Here is a 20,896-nt window from a genome sequence, read left to right as displayed (position 1 = left end):
CGTGTCCAACGGATGCACGCGGATTAAAGCCTGTTCCGAGCCTGCGTTTTGCTGCAGCCATTGTTGGGCTGCGGCAGTCAATTGATCCGGTGAATATATTTCAGCAGAGGCCACACCATGCTGCAATCCGAGCAACAGGGCCAGTGTACTTAACTTGTTGAACTTAAAATTGTCGTACATTTTCATAAGGTTTCGGCTATGCTTTATCGACAAAGGGGAATAACATACAGTTCTTTGTATTTTCAGTACTTTGCTGCAGATACTCTCTACTTACCCGTAGGTCTGCAAGAATCGATCCGAACTGTTTTGCTTGGAGTCTTAAATGGCGAGTATTCTTGATTCAGTCAATCAGCGCACCCAATTGGTCGGACAGAACCGGTTAGAGCTATTACTATTCCGTCTTGCTGGCCGTCAAAGATTTGGCATTAACGTATTTAAAGTGCGTGAAGTTCTGCAGTGCCCACCGCTGACTGCAATCCCAAAACGGAATAAGTTCGTCAGAGGGATTGCTCACATCCGTGGTCAGACTATCTCGGTCATCGACCTTAGTCTGGCGACAGGCGGGCGGCCGATTGAAAATACTAAAGACAGCTTTATTATCATTGCAGAATATAACCGGTCCGTGCAGGGATTTCTGGTCAACTCAGTTGAGCGCATCATCAATATTAATTGGGAAGCGATTATGCCTCCGCCGAAAGGTACGGGCGGCCGGCAAAGCTATTTAACTGCAGTCACTGAGATCGATAAAGAATTGGTTGAAATTATCGACGTCGAAAAAATTCTGGAAGAGATCTCGCCGTCACCAACGGCAGTCAGCAATACCTTTGAAACTCAGACGATTCAGCAGGATCTTGGTGATCGGATTATTCTTATCGCTGATGATTCTGCAGTTGCACGAAATCAGGTGAAACGTGCATTAGACAGTTTGGGAATTGCAATGCATTTGGTGAAAAATGGCCGGGAAGCACTAACTTACCTGCAAGAAGTTGCCGCCCAGTGTGATCAGTCAGTGACTGAAAAAATCGGTTTGATGATTTCTGACATCGAGATGCCAGATATGGATGGCTATACACTGACTGCTGAAGTTCGTCTCGATCCTAAACTTAAGCCACTGCACGTCATTTTGCACACATCACTCAGTGGAGTGTTTAATCAGCAAATGGTACAAAAAGTTGGCGCTGACGACTTTATTGCCAAGTTTAATCCGGATGAATTGGCTGAGTCAGTACGTAAATGGTTGCATACTGAATAACTTGCGGAAACAGACGCGTGAATAAAGAGCTGCACGACAGCGAGTACAAAACCTTCCGGGATTTCCTTGAGCAGCAATGCGGAATTGTGCTTGGGGAGAATAAACAATATCTGGTCAAAAGCCGGCTTGGGCCTTTGATGATGCGTTTTAATCTTGAGAGCTTGTCTGAGCTGGTTAATAAGACACTGAGTCCGTTTGAACGCCAGCTCAGGTCAGCCGTAATTGATGCGATGACTACAAACGAAACTTTATGGTTTCGTGACACTTATCCTTATGAACTACTGAAAAAACAAATTTTCCCTGAACTTGAGAAAGACCACCGCAATGTCAAAATCTGGTCGGCTGCTAGTTCCAGTGGGCAAGAACCTTATTCAATTGCAATGACAGGTCTTGAATATCAACAAATGCGCCCTGCGGCATTTGGTTTGGGTGTTCACATACTAGGTACTGATATATCCAATACGATGCTTGAACATTGCCAACGTGCTGAATACGATGGTTTAGCATTGTCGCGCGGATTGTCGCCGGAACGCCGCAGTAAATTTTTTGAAGATAGTGGGAATGGCATGATGCGGGTGAAGGATGCAGCCAGACGTAATGTCAGCTTTCGACACTTGAATTTGCTGGATAGCTACACATTGCTCGGTAAATTTGACATAATTTTTTGCCGGAATGTGCTGATTTATTTCTCGCCTGAAGTGAAAGCAAAAATCATCCGTCAATTCGCGCAGGCTCTGAACCCAAAAGGGTTTCTTATATTGGGCGCTTCCGAATCTTTATCCAGCACCAACAATGACTTCGAGATGATCCGTTGTAATCCGGGGATCATCTACCGCCGCAAAAACTAGGTTTTGTTGACAGCAAAACCATTTTCCCTTTCAACACTGGTATAAAACTGACACTGCTGTTGGCCTGACTCTTGCTAACAAACTAATAAGGTTTGATGAAGGGGCAGGTCATGGCCATCAGTTTTAATAACGCATTTGGTTTACATGAGCAGGGGACGTTACTACGTGAACGTCGGACTGAGTTGTTGGCCAACAACATCGCCAACGCAGATACACCTGGCTACAAAGCACGCGATCTTGATTTTCATACTGCGCTGACAAATGCGCAGGCGCGACAAGCTGGATCTCTGCAGCAATCTGACGTCAATCACTTTGATATTTCCCCATCTACGCGCCACGAAGTGTTATTCCGCAATGCAGATCAGACCGACACGGGCGATGGCAATAGTGTGGATATCCATCGGGAACGTAATGCGTTTAGTCAGAATGCAATGGAATATCAAAGCTCCCTTCAGTTTTTAAACAGTAAAATTAGTGGGTTAAAGAAAGCTTTAGGAGGGCAATCCTGATGAGCTTATACAGAGTTTTTGATATTGCCGGAACAGGATTGACTGCACAGGCCCTGCGATTAAATACGACGGCCAGTAACATTGCCAACGCGGAGAGTGTCAGCTCAAATTTAGAGTCAACCTATAGGGGCAGACATCCGGTGTTTGCTGCTGAGTATGACAATGCAATGTCGGAGCAAGGCGCTGGTGTGAAAGTGCTTGGGGTCGTCGAGAGTGATGCGCCATTGAATAAAGAGTATAACCCGGCCCATCCATTAGCAGATGAGAACGGATTTATCTACAAACCAAACGTAAATGTGATGGAAGAGATGGCCAACATGATTTCTGCATCACGCTCTTATGATGCCAACGTGCAGGTCGCTGATGCAGCAAAACAAATGCTGAGCCGGACTCTGACCCTTGGTCAGCGTTGATAAGGAGTAAATGATGACCACGGTTTCCAATACTAGCGGTAGTAGTTATATCGATAGCTTAAAGGGTGTCACTGATGGCACAAAAAAAGAAGACAGCGGGGCGTTAACGCAGTCCGACTTTTTTGCCTTGTTGACACAACAACTGGCGTTTCAGGACCCTACCAAGCCCGTCGAGAATGATCAAATGATTGCGCAAATGACCAGCTTTACGATGGCAGATGGCATCAGTTCATTGAATACCAATTTCAAAGATTTTGCAGCCAGCATGAACTCAAATCAGGCATTGCAGGCATCTAGCCTGGTTGGGCGCAATGTCCGGGTGAATTCAGATACCCTGATATTCGATGGCACAAATAAGTCTTACGGCGCAATTGAGGTACCAGGCAAAACGACCTCAATGAAAGTCAGCATTTATGACGCCAGCGGAGCTCTGGTGAAAAGCGATACCGTATCAAACCCAGACGAGGGCAAGTTCGAGCTGGCATGGGACGGAACAAATGAAGCCGGTGTGAAACAAACAGCTGGACTGTACACGATGAAAATTGACGCGACCGTTGATGGCAAGAGTCAAAGTCTGGTGACATCGAGTTATGTACCCGTTGCGAGTGTCACACTCGGCACATCAACCGCAGACATGAAACTGAATTTGCTTGGCCTCGGCGCCAAAAAAATGTCGGACATTTTAGAAATTGCAGCAGGCTAACGCCTGACTATCGAGGTGAACTATGAGTTTTAATATTGCATTGAGTGGTCTGGCTGCGGCCCAGAAAGATCTGGATACCACCGCAAATAACATCGCTAACGTGAATACGACTGGTTTTAAAGAATCCCGCGCTGAATTTGCTGACGTGTACGCCGGTTCAATTTTTTCCCCAGGGCGCACTAAAGTCGGTGATGGCGTGACAACGTCTCAAGTCGCACAACAGTTCAGCCAGGGGGCTTTGAAATTCACGCAGAACTCACTGGATATGGCGATTACCGGCGACGGTTTTTTTGCGCTGACAGCTGATTTGGCTTCAAGGGATATGACTTTTACCCGTTCCGGCGCTTTTAAACTCAGCAAAGATAACTTTATCGTTGATAATAACGGCAACTTTCTGCAGGGGTATCCGGTAGATCCTGCCACTGGCTCTGCCAGTTCGGTCAGCCTGAGTACAACTAAACCGATCCAGATCCCAAGCACTGCTGGCGCACCGCGTTCGACTAACAATGTCTATATGACGATGAACCTGAATTCAACAATGACGGCTCCGGCCGGTGGTTGGCCGGCTTTTAATCCGACTGACAAAGCAACCTATAACAATGGTGCGACAACATCCACCACTGTCTATGACAGCCTGGGTGAACCGCATGTGTTGTCATTCTACTTCCGTCGGACTGCCACTGCGACAGACAATGATTGGGAAGTGTTCGCCGTGTTTGATGATAACACTGCAGCCCCCCCAGGAAACGCGACTAATGGCGCTTACTTTGGTACTGGTACCTTGCTGAGATTTGATGCCAATGGTCTTCCGGAATCGCCTACTTCTACCTCAATGCCTGACCTGGTGATCCCATCCGCGGCTTTAAACACAACTGCTTATTTAACGAATGGTGCTCAGTTTACTTCAAACCTGACGGTTAATTTTAGTAACTCTGCAGGGACGAATTTCCCAACGCAATATGCCAGTAAGTTCGAAGTGGGGTCTCTCAATCAGGATGGCACGACCGTCGGTCGTTTGACCAGTATTGATATCGATGCATCAGGCAAAGTAATGGCCAGTTATAGTAACGGCGATCAGACGTTCTTGTCTCAGGTCAGTATGGTGAAATTTGCCAATCCACAAGGGTTGACGCAGGCCGGCAATACATCGTGGAAACAAAGCCTGCGCTCGGGTGAAGCGCTGGCTGGTGAAGCCAATACCGGTACCCTCGGCGCTATCAACTCTTCAGCGTTGGAAAGTTCCAACGTCAACCTGACCAACGAGCTGGTTGACCTGATTGCTGCGCAGCGTAACTTCCAGGCCAACTCGCGGGCACTGGAAGTGAACAGCTCTCTGCAACAGACAGTCCTGCAGATCCGCTAATTCAGTCGTTACTTAAAAAACCACCTTCGGGTGGTTTTTTGCTTTGCGGCAACGGATTTTCGGCACTATGTTGCAGCAAGCCTTATCCGGCAAGCCTTTCTCATTATGGCACCATCCTTGCTTTAACTACTTGAGTACACAAGGGGGATCACTATGGATCGCATGGTTTACATCGCAATGACGGGCGCAAAAGAAAATATGAATGCGCTGTCAGTAAGGGCTAACAACCTGGCCAATGCCAATACCGTTGGTTTTAAAGCAGATTTAGCGCAAGCGCGTGCCATGCAGGCTTTTGGCGATGGCCAGCCAACCCGGGTGTTTGCGCTCACTGAAATGCCGAGTCAGAATTTTGACGCGGGTGAGATAAAAGTCACGCAGAACGAATTAGATGTGGCCATTCAAGGTGATGGCTGGTTTGCGGTTGAGGATGGTGAAGGTAACGAAGCCTATACCCGAGCTGGCAATCTGCAAGTCAGCGCACAAGGTTTTTTACAGACCTCATCAGGCCTCAATATTATCGGTGAGGGAGGGCCCATCGAGGTACCTCAGCCGATGAGCAAAATTGAGATCACTAAAGACGGTGGCGTCAATGTATTACCACGCGGAGCGCCTTCAACAGCAATGGTAGAAGTTGCCCGCATCAAGCTGGTAAAGCCTGAAAATCAGGACATGTTTAAGGGAAATGACGGTCTGTTCCGACGCAAAGACGGCGAAGCGGCTGAAGTTGACCCAACAGTGAATCTGCTCAGTGGTGCCGTCGAAGGCAGCAATGTCAACGCAGTCTCTGAGATGACTTATATGATCAACCTGCAACGGCAATACGAGCTGCAGGTGAAAATGATGAAGACGGCCGAAGATATGGACCGTCAACATAATCAGGTACTTCGTATCATCTAGAGCTTAAAGCTCAGGAGGACTCTATGCATCCGGCACTTTGGATCAGTAAAACCGGCTTAGACGCCAAGCAGCGCGACATTTCGGTGATTTCTAACAATTTGGCGAACGCCAGTACTGTGGGCTACAAAAAAAGCCGCGCTGTGTTTGAAGATTTGCTGTATCAAAACATCAATCAGCCAGGCGGTCGTTCCTCGCAGAACTCTGAGTTGCCAAATGGTCTGATGATTGGCGCCGGGACTAAAGTGGTCGCCACGCAGAAAAACTTCAGTCAGGGCAATCACATGAACACTGACAATGCGTTGGATGTGATGATTCAGGGTCCAGGATTTTTTGAAGTACTGATGCCAGACGGCACCATTTCTTATTCCCGTAACGGCCAGTTCACCACTGATAACGAAGGCAATCTGGTCACTTCCGGTGCAGGTTATCAGATCCAGCCGACTATCACTATTCCGCCTGAAGCCACTGAAATTACCATCTCCCAAGATGGTGAGGTATCTGTGAAGCTGCCTGGACAAGTGGAAAATGCCGTGCTGGGTCAACTCGTCGTCACTAATTTTATCAATCCGGCAGGTCTCGAACCAATAGGCCAAAACTTATTTAAACAAACCGGCGCCAGTGGCGACCCAGTACAAGGCGTGCCAGGAATTGAAGGTATCGGTTTTATTGTCCAAGGGGCATTGGAAGCATCCAACGTCAATGTGACAGAAGAGTTAGTCGGTTTGATTGAGAGTCAGCGGGTCTATGAGATGAACTCCAAAGTTATCTCCGCGGTAGACCAGATGCTGAGTTTTGCGATCCAGCAGCTCTAAGAGTAAGGGGGATTTATGCGGCAGTTATGGCTGGTGTTGTTGTGTTGGGGGTTGGCGTCTTGTGCTACCTATACGCCGGAAGCATTCCCGGATGATCCTGCTTTTGCGCCGCTACCGCCAGAACCTGCAGCGAAGCCGGTGCTAAATACCGGTTCTCTGTATGCCAATGGGGTGTCCAATGGTCTGTATTCCGATAATAAAGCCCGGCGTGAAGGCGATATCATCACAGTGGTGCTAAAAGAAAATACTCAGGCATCAAAAAAGGCTAAAACCGAATTTGGTAAGGACGCCAGTAATTCTGTTGATCCGATGATTGGTCTAGGTGGGCGTAACGTGTCTGTGGCGAACAATACTTTGCAGCTGGGGATTAATTCCAGCAGCGAATTTAAAGGCGATTCGAAAGCAGACCAGAGTAATAGCCTGGTGGGTGATATTTCGGTGAATGTGTTGCGGGTGATGGCAAACGGCAATTTGGTGATCCGTGGTGAGAAATGGCTGACATTAAACACTGGGAAGGAGTATATCCGTCTGACTGGCGTGATCCGGCCAGAAGACGTCGATTCGCGCAATACCGTTGAATCGACCAAGATTGCCAACGCCCGGATTGAATACAGTGGTACCGGCGCAGCGCACGGCGGGCAAGGTCCAGGCTGGCTGACCCGGTTTTTTTCAAGCGCACTGTGGCCATTCTGAGGCAAGGGGTAATCTATGTCTAAGTACCTGTTCAGTATGCTGTTGATCCTGTTTGGCACTGCGGCTCATGCAGCACGAGTCAAAGACGTTGCAACAGTCGAAGGAGTGCGGCACAACCAACTGGTTGGTTACGGTCTGGTGGTTGGTTTGCCGGGAACAGGCGAACAAAGCCCGTTTACTGAGCAAAGTTTTAAGACCATGCTGGCGAATTTTGGTATCAATTTACCAGCCGGCATGAAAGCGCAGATTAAAAACGTTGCAGCCGTTGCGGTGACGGCAGAATTGCCACCTTTTGCCAAGCCAGGACAGAATCTGGATATTACGGTTGCCTCAGTCGGCAGTTCCAAAGGTCTGCGTGGCGGGCAACTGTTGCAGACTTTTTTGAAAGGCCTGGATGGGCAGGTGTATGCAGTGGCACAAGGCAGTCTCATCGTGTCGGGTCTTGGTGCGGAAGGTGCTGATGGTTCACAAGTTGTAGTGAACACACCGACAGTCGGCCGTATTCCGAATGGCGCCACTGTTGAGCGCGAAGTGCCAACGCCGTTCGCGCAGGGTGATTACATCACATTTAATTTAAATCGTGGTGACTTCACTACAGCCAAAAATCTGACGGCAGCTATCAATCAGTTTATTGGTGCTGACACTGCGCGCACGCTTGATGCACGTTCGGTACAGGTGCGCGCGCCGCGCGACATCGATCAGCGCGTATCCTACCTGTCAACACTGGAAAATCTCAGTTTTGAACCAGCATCCGATGCCGCCAAAATCATCATTAATTCGCGTACCGGCACTATCGTGATCGGCAAAGACGTGCGGCTATTTCCGGCGGCAATCACGCACGGTGGCATGACTGTCACTATTGCAGAGAATCCGACCGTAGTGCAACCAAATGCACTGGCCGGCGGCCAGACTGCTGTCGAGCAAAATACTATTATTGATGTCCGGCCCGATAAATCGCGGATGTTTAAATTTGACCCAGGTACCACGCTGGATGAGCTGGTGCAGACTGTGAATGCAGTTGGCGCTGCGCCTGGTGACCTGATGGCCATTCTGGAAGCACTGAAAGAAGCTGGTGCTATCCACGGCGAACTGGTGGTGATCTAACATGGCCGCGCCGCAAGTTGATGTGTCGTATCACGACCTCTCCAGTCTGAATGATATCCGGGCTTTAGCCAGTAAGGATAAAGTTGGCGCGATCCGGCAGGCGGCACAGCAGTTTGAATCGGTTTTTATGGGCATGCTGATGTCGAGTATGCGCAAAGCCAACCAGACGTTTGAGGAAGATAACCCTTTAAACAGTCAGGCAACCGGATTTTATCGGGATATGTACGACAGTCAGTTAACTGCAGAGCTATCAAAAAAGGGTACGCTGGGACTAGCTGATCTGATGGTGCAACAACTAGCGCCGGAAGCTGCAAAAAGTAGAGCAGCGAGCCTGGTGCCCGCATCAAATCAGTTTTCTGAACAGACAGAAAAATCGTTGCCACTGGAAATGGTGATGCATGCCAAAGCACTCCCCAAGCATCAGGCGATGAAACTTGATGCAGAACGTATCATCTATCCGGCGCAGCATAGCATCGAGCCTAAATCTTCGACGGCGGTTGTCGCCAGTGAGGTGACCGGACAGACAGTGTCTCCGGTCTTTGCTGCTCCAGCCGTAGCAGGCTTGCATCAACTGGGAGCAGAGATTGTCGTCGCACAATCCATCGTTCCGGTAAAAGCCGGTCAGTCCTCCGTTACTACGATAGCACAGTCCACACCACCGGCGACTTCGGTTGTTACAGCCGTCGAAACAGCAGATCCACTTGCTGCGCTGCAAGGACCAGAAGCCGAGTTTGTCCGCAATATTTTGCCAGCAGCGCGCCAGGCGGCCCGTCAGCTTGGACTAGAGCCTTTGGCATTGGTGGCGCAGGCTGCACTGGAAACCGGTTGGGGTCAACGTATGTTAAAAGCCGCGGACGGCCGTGAGAGTTTTAATCTTTTTGGCATTAAAGCGCATGGCGAATGGCAGGGCGAAGTCGCCGTGGTTGATACGCTGGAATACCGGCAAGGAATTGCCCGGCAGGAAAAAGCAAAATTTCGTATTTATCAGGATGTTCAGGCCAGTTTGCAAGATTATGTAGATTTTATTCGCCAACAACCGCGTTATCAGGATGCCGTTGCGGTCAGTCATGACACGGCGAATTATTTCCAGCAGCTGCAAGCTGCTGGATATGCGACGGATCCAAATTATGCACAGAAGATTTTACAGGTGATGAATGGTTCTGTGCTTAAAGAGGTACGGAATTTGCTGAAAAACTCAGGTCAAACAGCGTTGTGAACCGGTGCAATGCGCCTGAACAGGAGTAAACCATGGCTGATAATTTATTAACAATAGGCACCTCAGGTGTCCTGGCCAGTACAGGCTTGCTCAATACCACCGGTAATAACATCAGTAATCTCAATAGCAAAGGGTATGTCCGGCAAAGCACTGAATATCAGTCTTCGATATTGGGGCTCGGCGTCGGCCGGGGGACTACCAACCGACTTGCCAATGAATTCTCCATGTTACAATTGCGTCGAGATACCTCGGCTTTGAGTTATAACCAGCAATTTCTGACTGAAGCCAGTCGGGTCGATACGTTGTTTTCCAATACGTCGAACAGCATTTCCAGTGGCATTTCGGATATGTTTAAGCAGCTGCAATCCGCCAATAATGATCCGGCGAATACATCGTCTCGCCAGCTGGTAATGGGAAGTGCTCAGACTTTAATCAGTAAATTTAATACCTTATCTAGTATTGTATTAGAGCAACGTACATCTATTAACCAGCAGCTGGGTAACCTGGTCTCTGCAGCAAATTCGCAAATCACCACCATTGCTGAAATGAATAAACAGATCTCGGCATATGGTACCGGCACCAACACACCGGTACCGATGGATTTGTTGGACAAACGCGATGAAGCATTACGTCAATTATCTGAGATGGTTGAAATCAGCACACTTGATGCAGAAAATGGTGAAAAGCTGGTATTTCTCAACACTGGACAGTCGGTGGTATTGCAGCACGGCAAATTCAGTTTGATGAGTGCTGTGGGCAATCCAGATCCCGAACGCAAAACTTTGCAACTGCAACTGGATTATAACAGCAATGTCATTGGTGAAGTTGAGAGCCAGACACTTGGCGGCAAAATTGGCGGTTTGCTGGAGTTCCGGGCGCAGCTGCTCGAACCGACCCAGAACAAACTAGGTCAGTTGGCGCTCGGTCTTGCCGATGCGTTTAATACGCAGAATCGGCTGGGGATGGACGGAAATGGTCAGCTCGGCAAAAACATTTTCAGTTTGGGCACTTATGGTGGTTATCCTCTGAAGAGCAATACCGGCTCTGGACTTGTGACTGCGACAGTCGAATCAGGTAAAGGGAAAGATGTTCCACCAAATGACTTACTGGTGACATTTACCGCACCGAATCAGTTTAAACTGGAAACTTTAGATGAGCGCGGCAAAGTGATTGCCGGCTCTGCGGTTACACAAACTATCACTGCATATCCTGCAACCTTTAATAGTACAAACGTGCCGGGCAATTTTCTGAATGGCTACGAAATCAAGTTGGATAACACTGCGGGTGCTTTTGGTAATGGTGATCAGTTTGTGCTGAAACCGCTAGGTGTTGCGGCTCAGAACGTTACCTTGCTAAACAGCCGTCCTGAGGATTTGGCTTTGGCCTCGCCATTGCGTGGAGAATTCAGCGTTAACAATCTGGGAAATGGCAAAATTGGTACAATCAACGTCACGAATACCAATCCTGCCAGTTCCCAGTTTACTTCGCCTGGCGATGTGAATGGAGAACCATTCACGCTGACGTACATTGGCGGTGAGCAATTTGAGATCCGCAATAGTGCGAATACATTGCTGGGGACTACAGCGGTCATGTCTGCCGGGAATTATAATAATCTGTTTAATTCTGCAGGTTTAACGACATATGGCTTTGACATGTCCATCTCAGGAGTTCCTAAAGCTGGTGATAAATTTACCTTAAGTTACAACACCGGTGGGCAGAAAGATAACCGTAACGGTCTGGCCTTGGCGCAATTGCAGGAAAAAGAAATTATCAGAAAAAATGCAGTTGCAGTTCCAGGTGCCGATAACCAGATGAGTTTGAACGAGGGTTATGGGGTAATGGTCGGTTTTATTGGTGAGAAAACCAGCCAGGTGAAAATTGCTACTGAGTCGTCCAAAGCCTTGTTGGCACAGTCTCAATCCTGGTATGAGTCCATTTCCGGGGTGAATCTGGACGAAGAAGCTGCGAATCTGATCCGCTTCCAGCAATCTTATGCTGCAGCGGCTAAGATTATTTCCACATCCCAAACCATATTTGACACGTTATTGGCGGCGGCGAGGTAGTAACAGATGCGACTTTCATTCAATCAGAAGTATCAGATCAATCTGAATGCGATCCTTAATGCACAGGAGAAACTGCAAACCGCCAGCGCTAAACTTGAGAAGCAAACTAAAATTCTTAGTCCATCCGATGACCCTTCGGGGTCTGCACGTGTCGTTGCGCTGGATCAGCAGATCTCTCAGGTTGGCCAATATCAGAATAACAGTGTAATGCTGAAAAATAGCTTGGGTATCGAAGAAACTGTATTATCAAGTCTCCGGACTTCCAGTGATCAGGCTCGTAGTCTGGTAGTGTCTCTCGGTAACGGCGCCTATTCCCAGCAAGATCGAAGTGCAATAGCCAAGCAACTAGATAATATTAAAACTCAAATGTACGACCTGATGAATCAAAAGGATGCCGCTGGGGGCTACCTGTTTTCTGGTTTCCAGCAAGAAACACAGCCTTATAGTTTTAACCAGTCTACTGGCATGTATGAATATAATGGTGATGAAGGGCAAAAAGCTCTACAGGTGTCGCCAACCGTCACAATCCCCAGCAATGACAGTGGTAAAGTGCTGTTCGAAGATGTCAATGCGAGATTCAAAACGACCACGGCTATAGTGGGGGGCGGTCTAACGACAGGTTCTATCAATGTGCAGAATCAGTCAGTATTCGATGATTTTTACCGGCAAAATTACGATGGACAGACACCAGCAAACAATAATTATCGTATGATAGTCGATGCCGCGAATAATTATGAGATCCGCCGCAATGGTGCCAGTCTTAGCCCGCCAGTGACGGGAGCCTATACATCTGGGCAAGCGGTTAGTTTTCAGGGTTTGAGCCTGCAAACTCAGGGAGCAGGGCCTGGCCAACTCGATTTTACTTTGCAGGCGCCGGAAAAGAAAAATGTGCTAAATACGCTCCAAGAGTTGGTCAACGCCATAGAGAAAGATCAGGCGATTGGCAGGCCGCTGTCGGAAGCGATTGCTGACGCTTTAGTACAAATTGATAATGCGTCATTGAAGATAGATGCGGGAGTATCAGGGGTCGGAGGACGCCAGAACGTCCTCGACAGTGTGTTCGAAGGGAATGAAGATTTGCAGATCACTAACAAAGCATTCCGCGCACAGATTTATGAAGTTGACTATGCCGAAGCGCTGACAGAACTGACTAAGCAGGAAACTGCTCTTCAGGCCGTGCAAAATACCTTTCAGCGGGTGACGAACACCAGTTTGTTTGACTATATCCGTTAAGTTGAGCTCTTAGCAGGGAGGCATTGATGTATGCCTTCCCTGTATCGCCAGCCTACTATTCTTGCAAGTTTGTCCATATTTCATCGCGTATCCCCTTTCAACGGCAAGTCTCTGCCACTGAATTGCCAACTCATTTCGAATGAAATATTAGGGGGGGGCGGTGATTTCGGCGTCAAATGCTGAAAAGAATCTGCTAAATACTCAATTCATGCCATTTTTGGCAATGTTTTGCCGCCTTTATAGATGTTTGACATTGCCCTGCAGCCCTTTTAAAACAAGGGTTTTTGCCAAAAATCGCTCAATAACTCTGCGCAATGGCCGTTATATAAGTATCAGCATTCAGAAGCATAAAATCAGCTGGTGATGTAGCAAAATGACACCAAGAGAAATTTATTATGGCTCTATTCGTCAATACCAATGTGTTATCGCTGAATGCTCAACGTCAGCTGATTAATTCAGGTAAATCATTAGATAGCGCGTTTCAGCGTTTATCTTCCGGTTTACGGATCAATAGTGCAGCGGATGACGCCGCAGGCCTGCAAATTGGTAACCGGCTAACTAGTCAAATTCAAGGTCTGGATCAAGCTATCCGTAATGCCAACGACGGTATTTCGTTGGCCCAGGTTGCTGAAGATGCGATGGATGAAATTACATCTGTAATGCAACGGATCCGAGTATTGTCGGTCCGATAGCAGAATGGTATCAACAGTTCTTCAGACCGGTTGGCATAGCAAAAAGATAAAAGCTGAAATCAGCCGGTCCGCGACGACTACGCAGGCTGGCGGTGTGAAAATCCTTGCTGGTAAATATTCATCCACAATTCTGGTCGGTGCCAATGCAGGCAAGAGGATTAGTATCAATATTTCCCGCACTGGCGGTGGATATGGCGCCTTCGGTTTGAGTTTGGCGACTATATCGATCGCCACGCTCGCTGATGCGCGCTAACGGCGATTGATAATGCGATTAATGCTATAGACGCCAAACGTGCGGATTTGGGGGCGATCTAAAATCGCTTTCAATCAACCATTCGTAATTTGTCTAGTAATGTTGAAAACGTGCCCTCTGCCCGCAGCCGGATCCAGGACACTGATTTTGCCAAAGAAACCGCCGAGTTGACGCGCGCACAGATTCTACAACAAGCCAGCACCACGATTCTTGTGCAATCAAACCAACGACCGCAACAGGCATTGTCCCTGCTTCAGAGCTAATAGGCTAAGCATCTAAGGTTGAAAAATGAGCAGATGCTCCTTTTTTAATTTTTTTCCTAAAGTTTATATTGATGATGTCGATACATTCGATTGGCGTGATATTGAATAGTTTTTGCCATAGTTAGATACAAGAAATTGTATATAAAAATTAAAGTTCACTGAGTTTTGGTCGATACATTAATTAAGCGGGCACATAAGTAAAGTAGCTTGCTAAATATAAAACTCAGGAGAAAAGTATCATGGCATTATTTGTCAATAGTAATATCTCATCACTGAACGCCCAGCGTCAGTTGATAAATTCAGGAAGATCCTTAGATACCGCATTTCAGCGTTTATCTTCGGGGTTAAGAATCAATAGCGCAGCCGATGATGCAGCAGGTCTGCAAATCAGTAACCGGTTGACTAGCCAAATTCAAGGTTTGGATCAAGCTATCCGTAATGCGAATGATGGTATTTCGCTGGCTCAGGTGGCTGAAGGCGCGATGGATGAAATTACAACTGCTTTGCAACGGATCCGCGTGCTGTCAGTACAATCGCAAAACGGGATTAACAGCTCGTCAGATCGGTTGGCTCTACAGAAAGAAGTTTCAGCGTTAAAAGCCGAAATCAGTCGGATTGCTACCACTACTCAGTTTGGTGGAGTAAAAATTCTCGACGGTAAGTATTCATCGAGCTTCTTGGTTGGCGCCAATGCCGGGCAAAGCATCAGCGTGAATATCTCCCGCACCGGCGGTGGTTATGGCACATCAGGTCTCAATCTTGCGACGATTTCTATCGCAACATTGACAGGTGCATCTACAGCATTGACTGCAATTGACAGTGCGATTAATGCGATTGATGCGAAACGCGCTGATTTGGGTGCTATTCAGAACCGTTTCCAGTCGACGATTCGTAATTTATCGAACATCGTGGAAAACGTGTCATCAGCACGCAGCCGGATCAGAGATACTGATTTTGCAAAAGAAACCGCAGAGCTGACTCGCGCGCAGATTTTACAACAAGCCAGCACTACGATCCTTGCGCAGTCAAACCAAAGACCGCAACAAGCATTATCTTTGTTGCAGGGCTAATAACAATAATAAGGTCAAATTAATTCTACGACTCCTGAGCTTTTGCTCATTGGCCACACTATATTGTGTGGCCTTTTTTATTCTGCATGCCCAGGAATAATTTAAATTATAAGTTTTGCATAAAAAATTAAAGAATGCTGCTAGTCATCCGATACATATACTGAGCGAGTTAAATAAAAAAGCAGTTCTCGCATAATCAATAATTAGTTCAGGAGATAGTATCATGGCTTTATTTGTCAATAGCAATATTTCAGCGCTCAACGCGCAACGTCAATTGATTAACTCAGGTAAATCATTGGATACTTCGTTCCAGCGGCTTTCTTCCGGTCTGCGGATCAATAGCGCTGCCGATGATGCCGCGGGCTTACAAATAAGTAATCGCTTGACCAGTCAAATTCAAGGGCTCGATCAAGCGATCCGAAACGCCAACGACGGGATTTCATTGTCTCAAGTCGCTGAAGGCGCAATGGATGAAATTACCACGGCCTTGCAGCGGATCCGTGTGCTGTCGGTGCAATCGCAAAACGGTATCAATAGTTCAGGCGACAGACTGGCTTTGCAAAAAGAAGTTTCAGCGCTCAAAACTGAAATTAGCCGAATTGCTACTACCACTCAATTTGGTGGTGTGAAAGTACTCGATGGTAATTATTCCTCGACCTTCTTGGTTGGCGCGAACGCTGGCCAAAAAATCAGTGTGAACATTCAGCGTACAGGCGGCGGCTATGGCGCGTCTGGTTTAAATCTGGCTACGTTGTCAATTGCCACGCTGACTGGAGCATCGAGTGCCCTCACGAAAATAGATAGTGCGATTAGCATTATCGATTCAAAACGGGCTGACCTTGGTGCGATCCAAAACCGTTTTCAATCCACTATCCGAAATTTATCCAACATTGTGGAAAACGTTTCTGGCGCTCGCAGTCGGATCCGCGATACCGACTTCGCCAAAGAAACGGCAGAGCTAACGCGCTCACAAATTCTACAACAGGCCAGTACCACTATTTTGTCCCAGGCGAATCAAAGACCTCAGTCGGCGCTATCTCTGCTGCAAGGTTAAACGGGAACTGGTTTGGGGCGCCTAACGCCCCGCACGATCACATGAGGTCTGGAGCATTCTTGAATTTTACGACCAGACCAGGGCAACGACTGATGACGTTATCGCCGCAATACAAATAGGCGATGACTGTCGAAGAAAAGAGGATGGCTTTTATGGCTATAAATTACACAACTGGAGGATGACACTATGTCATTATATGTAAACACTAACGTTTCAGCGTTAAATGCACAGCGTCAGCTGATTAACTCAGGCAATTCTTTAGACAACTCGTTTAAACGTTTGTCTTCAGGTTTTCGGATTAACAGTGCGGCCGATGATGCGGCTGGTTTGCAAATCAGCAACCGTCTCTCATCTCAGCTGAATGGTTTGAACCAGGGGATTAGTAATGCCAATGATGGTATCTCTTTATCCCAGGTTGCTGAAGGTGCCATGGATGAAATCACCACAGCGCTGCAACGGATCCGCACGCTGGCGGTACAATCTCAGAATGGTATTAACAATTCTGGTGACCGTGCCGCGTTGCAAAAAGAAGTCTCTGCGCTGAAAGTCGAAATCAGCCGGATAGCTACGACGACTCAGTTTGGTGGTGTTGAATTGCTGAAGGGGACGTACTCTTCCAAGTTTTTGGTGGGTGCAAATGCCAATCAGAACATCAGTGTGAACTTATCTAGAACCGGTGGGTTCGGCGCTTCTAGCTTAGTTGGTACATTGACAGTGGCTTCGGTCGGTACTGCATCGGCGGCTTTAGCAACAATTGACAGTGCAATTAAAGCGATTGATGGTAAACGTGCAGACTTGGGTGCGATCCAAAACCGCTTCCAGTCTACAATTCGCAACCTGAGTAACATCGTTGAAAACGTTTCAGGCGCTCGGAGTCGGATCAGAGATACTGATTTCGCTAAAGAAACAGCTGAACTAACGCGTTCGCAGATCCTGCAACAAGCTAGTACAACGATTTTGTCACAGGCAAATCAGCGTCCGCAGGCGGCTTTATCACTGTTGGGTTAAGCCAGTAGTTGGCAATGTCAGAGATGCTTCAGGGATGAACGCCGCTGCCCGGTTTCCGGTCAGCGGCGCTCTTATTTCTGCGATATGTACGCCAAATCATCAAAGATTCGGATACCCGAAAGCGTCACGAATCTAAATCACCAGTTCGCCCCAGACCATAGTCAAGCCATGCCATTTGACTAAAAGAACACCGCCAACCTCCCGTTGTTATCGTCCGATTTGACGTCATCATTGCAGCCATTAGCCATTAGCCATTAGCCAATGAAACAGTTTGCTGACGCTTTTGCTAGTTCTTGCCAGATGAATTTACCACTGCGTTCAGTTTACTTTGCCGATGCTGATCATTATGTAGAATACCACGCGATATTCTGCCGTGCGTTTACCCATCCTGATGTTGTTATGGCGAATTTCTGCCGTTTTTCTATCGAGAACTTAAAAGAGTGAAAATAATTACCGTTTATATCTATTTGATAAATATAGAAATAAATAACATTTTTTAAAAAATGGAAAAAAATTGCCTTTTTTTCCTAAAGTCCTGAAAGTTGTTGCCGATACCTCAGTTAAGCCAAATTGCAGTTTGGCGAAAATTGCGGGGATCCGCTTAATCAAGAAGTTGCTGAAGGTTTGCAGACCGGACCAACTTTTAAGGAGTGACTTATGGCTTTATCAGTAAACACCAACGTCTCGGCGTTAAATGCTCAGCGCCAATTATTAACTTCAGGCAATGCACTCGATACATCATACAAACGCTTGTCTTCTGGTTTTCGGATCAACAGCGCGGCAGATGACGCTGCTGGTTTGCAAATCAGTAACCGTTTAACGTCTCAAGTAAACGGCCTGAACCAAGCGATCAGTAATGCCAATGATGGTATTTCACTGGCTCAGGTTGCTGAAGGTGCATTGGACGAAATCACGAATGGCTTACAACGGATCCGAACTTTAGCGGTTCAATCACAAAACGGTATCAACAATTCAGCGGACAGAGCTGCGCTACAAAAAGAAGTTTCAGCGCTGAAAGTTGAAATCAGTCGTATTGCGCAAAATACCCAGTTCGGCGGCGTCGACATCCTAAAAGGTGGTTATTCTGCGAAGTTTTTGGTCGGTGCAAACGCCAATCAATCAATCAGCGTTAACATGTCACGCACTTCTGGCTTTGGTGCTTCTGGGTTAAGTATCGGTACTCTGTCGATTGCAACTGTTGGTGGTGCATCAACGGCATTGGCAAGTATTGACAGCGCAATCAAAACAATCGATGGTAAACGCGCAGATCTTGGTGCAATCCAAAACCGGTTCCAATCAACCATTCGTAACTTAAGCAACATCGTAGAAAACGTCTCTGGCGCTCGTAGCCGGATCCGCGATACTGACTTCGCTAAAGAAACAGCTGAACTGACACGGGCACAGATTTTGCAGCAAGCGAGTACAACAGTGCTGGCGCAAGCTAACACCCGTCCGCAATCTGCGTTATCTTTACTGGGTTAATTCTGGCTTTAACCGGCAAGGCGGACCTTAAGTTTCTGCCAAGCCGGCCGATAAGGGGTAATAAGTCATGAGCTCAGTCGACATGGGCGCAGCGGCTAGAACGCAGCGCAATGTACCGCCGCCACAGGATGTAGTGGCGTTTGACAAAGAGGTCAAGACTGCAAGCCGAACCCAACAGGAAGCAGCCAAGCTGCCGAATGATGTGGTTTCCGCCAAAGTAAAAGCTGAAGCTGAAGTTGCGCCAACGGGCGCAGAGCTTGGCGAGGCGGTAGAAAGCATTAACCAGTTTGTAAATGCACAGATGCGCACGCTGAATTTTTCAGTGGACGAGAACTCCGGAAAACCGGTGGTCAAAGTAGTCGACTTTGATACCAAAGATGTGATTCGGCAGATCCCGGGCGAGGAAGTGTTGAAAATGGCAAGTGCAATCAAAAGGTTGCAGGAAGATCTCGGATCAGCAACCGGTTTGCTGATCAATAGTACAGTGTAAAACATTGAGGACAAATCATGGCAATTCGAGCCCTAGGGTCTGCTTCAGGTCTAGACCTGGAAAGTCTGGTGACACAATTGGTGAAAGCCGAACGTATCTCCAAAGAAGACCGGCTTGAGACGGCAAAGAAGAGTCTTGATTCCTCGTTATCTGGCTACGGAAAACTGAAATCGGCAATGTCGAAATTTCAGGATGCAGTAAAGGCGTTGAGCCTTGATAATCTCAACGCCCGCACTGCGACCGTGAAACAACCGACGGATACTAAAACGTACATTGAAGCGACAGCGAAAAACACCGCTGCTGCTGGTGTTTTCGACATCAAGGTGAAAACGCTGGCAGCTGGTAGCCGTGTTGAGAGTGCAGATCTTGCCTATACATCAACTTCCGACGTAGTGAGTGCAACGGCTGGCGAATTAACGTTCGGTGCTGATGGGAAGTCATTTAAAATTGATGTAACAGCTGGCATGACATTAGATCAATTACGCCAGGCCATTAATAGCAAAAAAGATAACTTTGGCGTCAGCGCTAACATTATTAATGGCGGCGGTACTGTTGGCACCAAGTTGGTATTGACTTCGAATATTACCGGCGCGACCAACGATTTAACTATCACCAACAACAACGCTGCATTGGACGGTATTTCTACTGTTCCAAATAGTGGAGGTACTGCTGGCTTAACAGTAACCAAACCTGCAGCCAGTGCGGAAGTTATCATTGACGGTATCAGTACCTTTAGTAAAACGAATACTTTTACCAATGCGCTACAAGATACAGAGTTTAAAGTCCAAAATGTAACCCCAGATGGCAATAATGCCACATTGACGATTGCTACCGATAAAAAAGGGACTGAGGATAAACTCAAAGCATTTATCGATAACTACAATGCACTAGTTACCGAAGTTGAAGCATTAACGAAAAACCGCGTGTTAGGTCCAGATGGGAAGTCAGTCGTAACTGAAGGCGGCGCTCTAAATAATGATCCGACAGTTCGTAGTATGCTGAATATGGTGACTAGTGCGCTGGGTAAAAGTGTGCCGTCTGCGTCGGCAGGATTAAATAATTTGTACTCGCTTGGTATCACCATGACCAGCAATGGTCGCTTAGAAATCTCTTCGAGCAAAGTTGGCTCAACATCTGGCCGAGAACGGATGGACAGTGCTTTAAAAGATAATTTTGATGGAATTGCAAAGCTATTTGGCAATAGTGATGGATTTAACACAACCTTAAATGGGCTTTTGTCGCAATTCACGCAAAAAGGTGGGTTGTTGGAAAACAAAGAAACCTCTCTGAGAAACAATTTAACAAAAAACGCTAAAGATTTAGAGATACACAACCGATACATAGAGAGTTACGAGGCTACTTTACGGCAGCGTTACGGTGCGTTAGACACTCAATTAGGCCAGTTGCAGGGTACGTCTTCAATGCTTTCATCGCAATTGGCATCTTTACCTAGAAGTCGCTGAACACAGGAGTAGAAC

The 20,896-nt window shown here is 47.3% G+C and carries 19 protein-coding genes and 1 pseudogene; all 20 read left to right on the top strand.

Annotated features, from left to right (window positions below):
* Positions 1–322 precede the first annotated feature (322 nt).
* The 20 genes and pseudogenes from ACQ66Q_RS07230 (at position 323) to fliD (ending at position 20,881) form a co-directional block, all read left to right on the top strand.
* Positions 323–1,252 (top strand): chemotaxis protein CheV, encoded by a 930-nt coding sequence (locus ACQ66Q_RS07230; RefSeq protein ID WP_377247592.1) that lies wholly within the window; start codon positions 323–325, stop codon positions 1,250–1,252.
* Between the two features lie 17 nt (positions 1,253–1,269).
* Positions 1,270–2,100 carry a CheR family methyltransferase gene (locus ACQ66Q_RS07225; protein WP_430456175.1) on the top strand — a complete coding sequence of 277 codons (831 nt, stop codon included), beginning with the start codon at positions 1,270–1,272 and terminating at the stop codon, positions 2,098–2,100.
* Positions 2,101–2,210: 110 nt separating this feature from the next.
* Complete coding sequence (flgB, locus tag ACQ66Q_RS07220) at positions 2,211–2,609, top strand: flagellar basal body rod protein FlgB (protein WP_430456174.1); 399 nt, start codon at positions 2,211–2,213, stop codon at positions 2,607–2,609.
* Positions 2,609–3,022, top strand: coding sequence for a flagellar basal body rod protein FlgC (gene flgC / locus ACQ66Q_RS07215; protein WP_208932143.1), 414 nt, complete (start codon positions 2,609–2,611; stop codon positions 3,020–3,022). The genes flgB and flgC overlap by 1 nt, the downstream gene beginning before the upstream one ends.
* A 10-nt stretch (positions 3,023–3,032) precedes the next feature.
* Entirely contained in the window at positions 3,033–3,725 is a 693-nt protein-coding gene (locus ACQ66Q_RS07210) for a flagellar hook assembly protein FlgD (RefSeq protein WP_430456173.1), read from the top strand.
* A gap of 22 nt (positions 3,726–3,747) precedes the next feature.
* On the top strand, positions 3,748–5,088 hold the full coding sequence (flgE, locus tag ACQ66Q_RS07205; RefSeq protein WP_377247580.1) for a flagellar hook protein FlgE: 1,341 nt from the start codon (positions 3,748–3,750) through the stop codon (positions 5,086–5,088).
* A 153-nt stretch (positions 5,089–5,241) separates the two neighbouring features.
* Positions 5,242–5,985 (top strand): flagellar basal-body rod protein FlgF, encoded by a 744-nt coding sequence (gene flgF / locus ACQ66Q_RS07200; protein WP_430456172.1) that lies wholly within the window; start codon positions 5,242–5,244, stop codon positions 5,983–5,985.
* Positions 5,986–6,008: 23 nt separating this feature from the next.
* Positions 6,009–6,797, top strand: coding sequence for a flagellar basal-body rod protein FlgG (gene flgG / locus ACQ66Q_RS07195; RefSeq protein WP_377247574.1), 789 nt, complete (start codon positions 6,009–6,011; stop codon positions 6,795–6,797).
* A gap of 15 nt (positions 6,798–6,812) precedes the next feature.
* Complete coding sequence (gene flgH, locus ACQ66Q_RS07190; protein WP_430456171.1) at positions 6,813–7,490, top strand: flagellar basal body L-ring protein FlgH; 678 nt, start codon at positions 6,813–6,815, stop codon at positions 7,488–7,490.
* A gap of 15 nt (positions 7,491–7,505) precedes the next feature.
* Positions 7,506–8,594: a flagellar basal body P-ring protein FlgI gene (locus ACQ66Q_RS07185; RefSeq protein WP_430456170.1), complete on the top strand. Its 1,089-nt coding sequence runs from the start codon at positions 7,506–7,508 to the stop codon at positions 8,592–8,594.
* A 1-nt stretch (position 8,595) separates the two neighbouring features.
* Positions 8,596–9,810 carry a glucosaminidase domain-containing protein gene (locus ACQ66Q_RS07180; RefSeq protein WP_430456169.1) on the top strand — a complete coding sequence of 405 codons (1,215 nt, stop codon included), beginning with the start codon at positions 8,596–8,598 and terminating at the stop codon, positions 9,808–9,810.
* Positions 9,811–9,842: 32 nt separating this feature from the next.
* Positions 9,843–11,873, top strand: a complete 2,031-nt coding sequence (gene flgK / locus ACQ66Q_RS07175; RefSeq protein ID WP_430456168.1) for a flagellar hook-associated protein FlgK — start codon at positions 9,843–9,845, stop codon at positions 11,871–11,873.
* A 6-nt stretch (positions 11,874–11,879) separates the two neighbouring features.
* Positions 11,880–13,106, top strand: coding sequence for a flagellar hook-associated protein FlgL (flgL, locus tag ACQ66Q_RS07170; protein WP_430456167.1), 1,227 nt, complete (start codon positions 11,880–11,882; stop codon positions 13,104–13,106).
* A gap of 395 nt (positions 13,107–13,501) precedes the next feature.
* A pseudogene (locus ACQ66Q_RS07165) lies at positions 13,502–14,314 on the top strand (flagellin).
* Between the two features lie 239 nt (positions 14,315–14,553).
* On the top strand, positions 14,554–15,384 hold the full coding sequence (locus ACQ66Q_RS07160; protein WP_430456166.1) for a flagellin: 831 nt from the start codon (positions 14,554–14,556) through the stop codon (positions 15,382–15,384).
* A gap of 223 nt (positions 15,385–15,607) precedes the next feature.
* The gene (locus ACQ66Q_RS07155; RefSeq protein ID WP_377247553.1) at positions 15,608–16,438 is read left to right on the top strand and encodes a flagellin; all 831 of its coding nucleotides are present in this window, start codon (positions 15,608–15,610) and stop codon (positions 16,436–16,438) included.
* 186 nt (positions 16,439–16,624) lie between these two features.
* On the top strand, positions 16,625–17,446 hold the full coding sequence (locus ACQ66Q_RS07150; RefSeq protein ID WP_430456165.1) for a flagellin: 822 nt from the start codon (positions 16,625–16,627) through the stop codon (positions 17,444–17,446).
* A 657-nt stretch (positions 17,447–18,103) separates the two neighbouring features.
* Complete coding sequence (locus tag ACQ66Q_RS07145) at positions 18,104–18,928, top strand: flagellin (RefSeq protein ID WP_430456164.1); 825 nt, start codon at positions 18,104–18,106, stop codon at positions 18,926–18,928.
* A gap of 133 nt (positions 18,929–19,061) precedes the next feature.
* A complete protein-coding gene (locus ACQ66Q_RS07140; protein WP_430456163.1) occupies positions 19,062–19,418 on the top strand; it encodes a flagellar protein FlaG in 357 nt (118 codons plus the stop codon).
* A 17-nt stretch (positions 19,419–19,435) separates the two neighbouring features.
* On the top strand, positions 19,436–20,881 hold the full coding sequence (gene fliD / locus ACQ66Q_RS07135) for a flagellar filament capping protein FliD (RefSeq protein WP_430456162.1): 1,446 nt from the start codon (positions 19,436–19,438) through the stop codon (positions 20,879–20,881).
* The last annotated feature ends 15 nt before the right edge of the window (positions 20,882–20,896 follow it).

The organism is Rheinheimera sp. (assembly GCF_965283995.1).
GTDB lineage: Bacteria > Pseudomonadota > Gammaproteobacteria > Enterobacterales > Alteromonadaceae > Pararheinheimera.
Note: the sequence above shows the minus strand (reverse complement) of the source record. Positions and strands in the feature narration are given on the sequence as shown.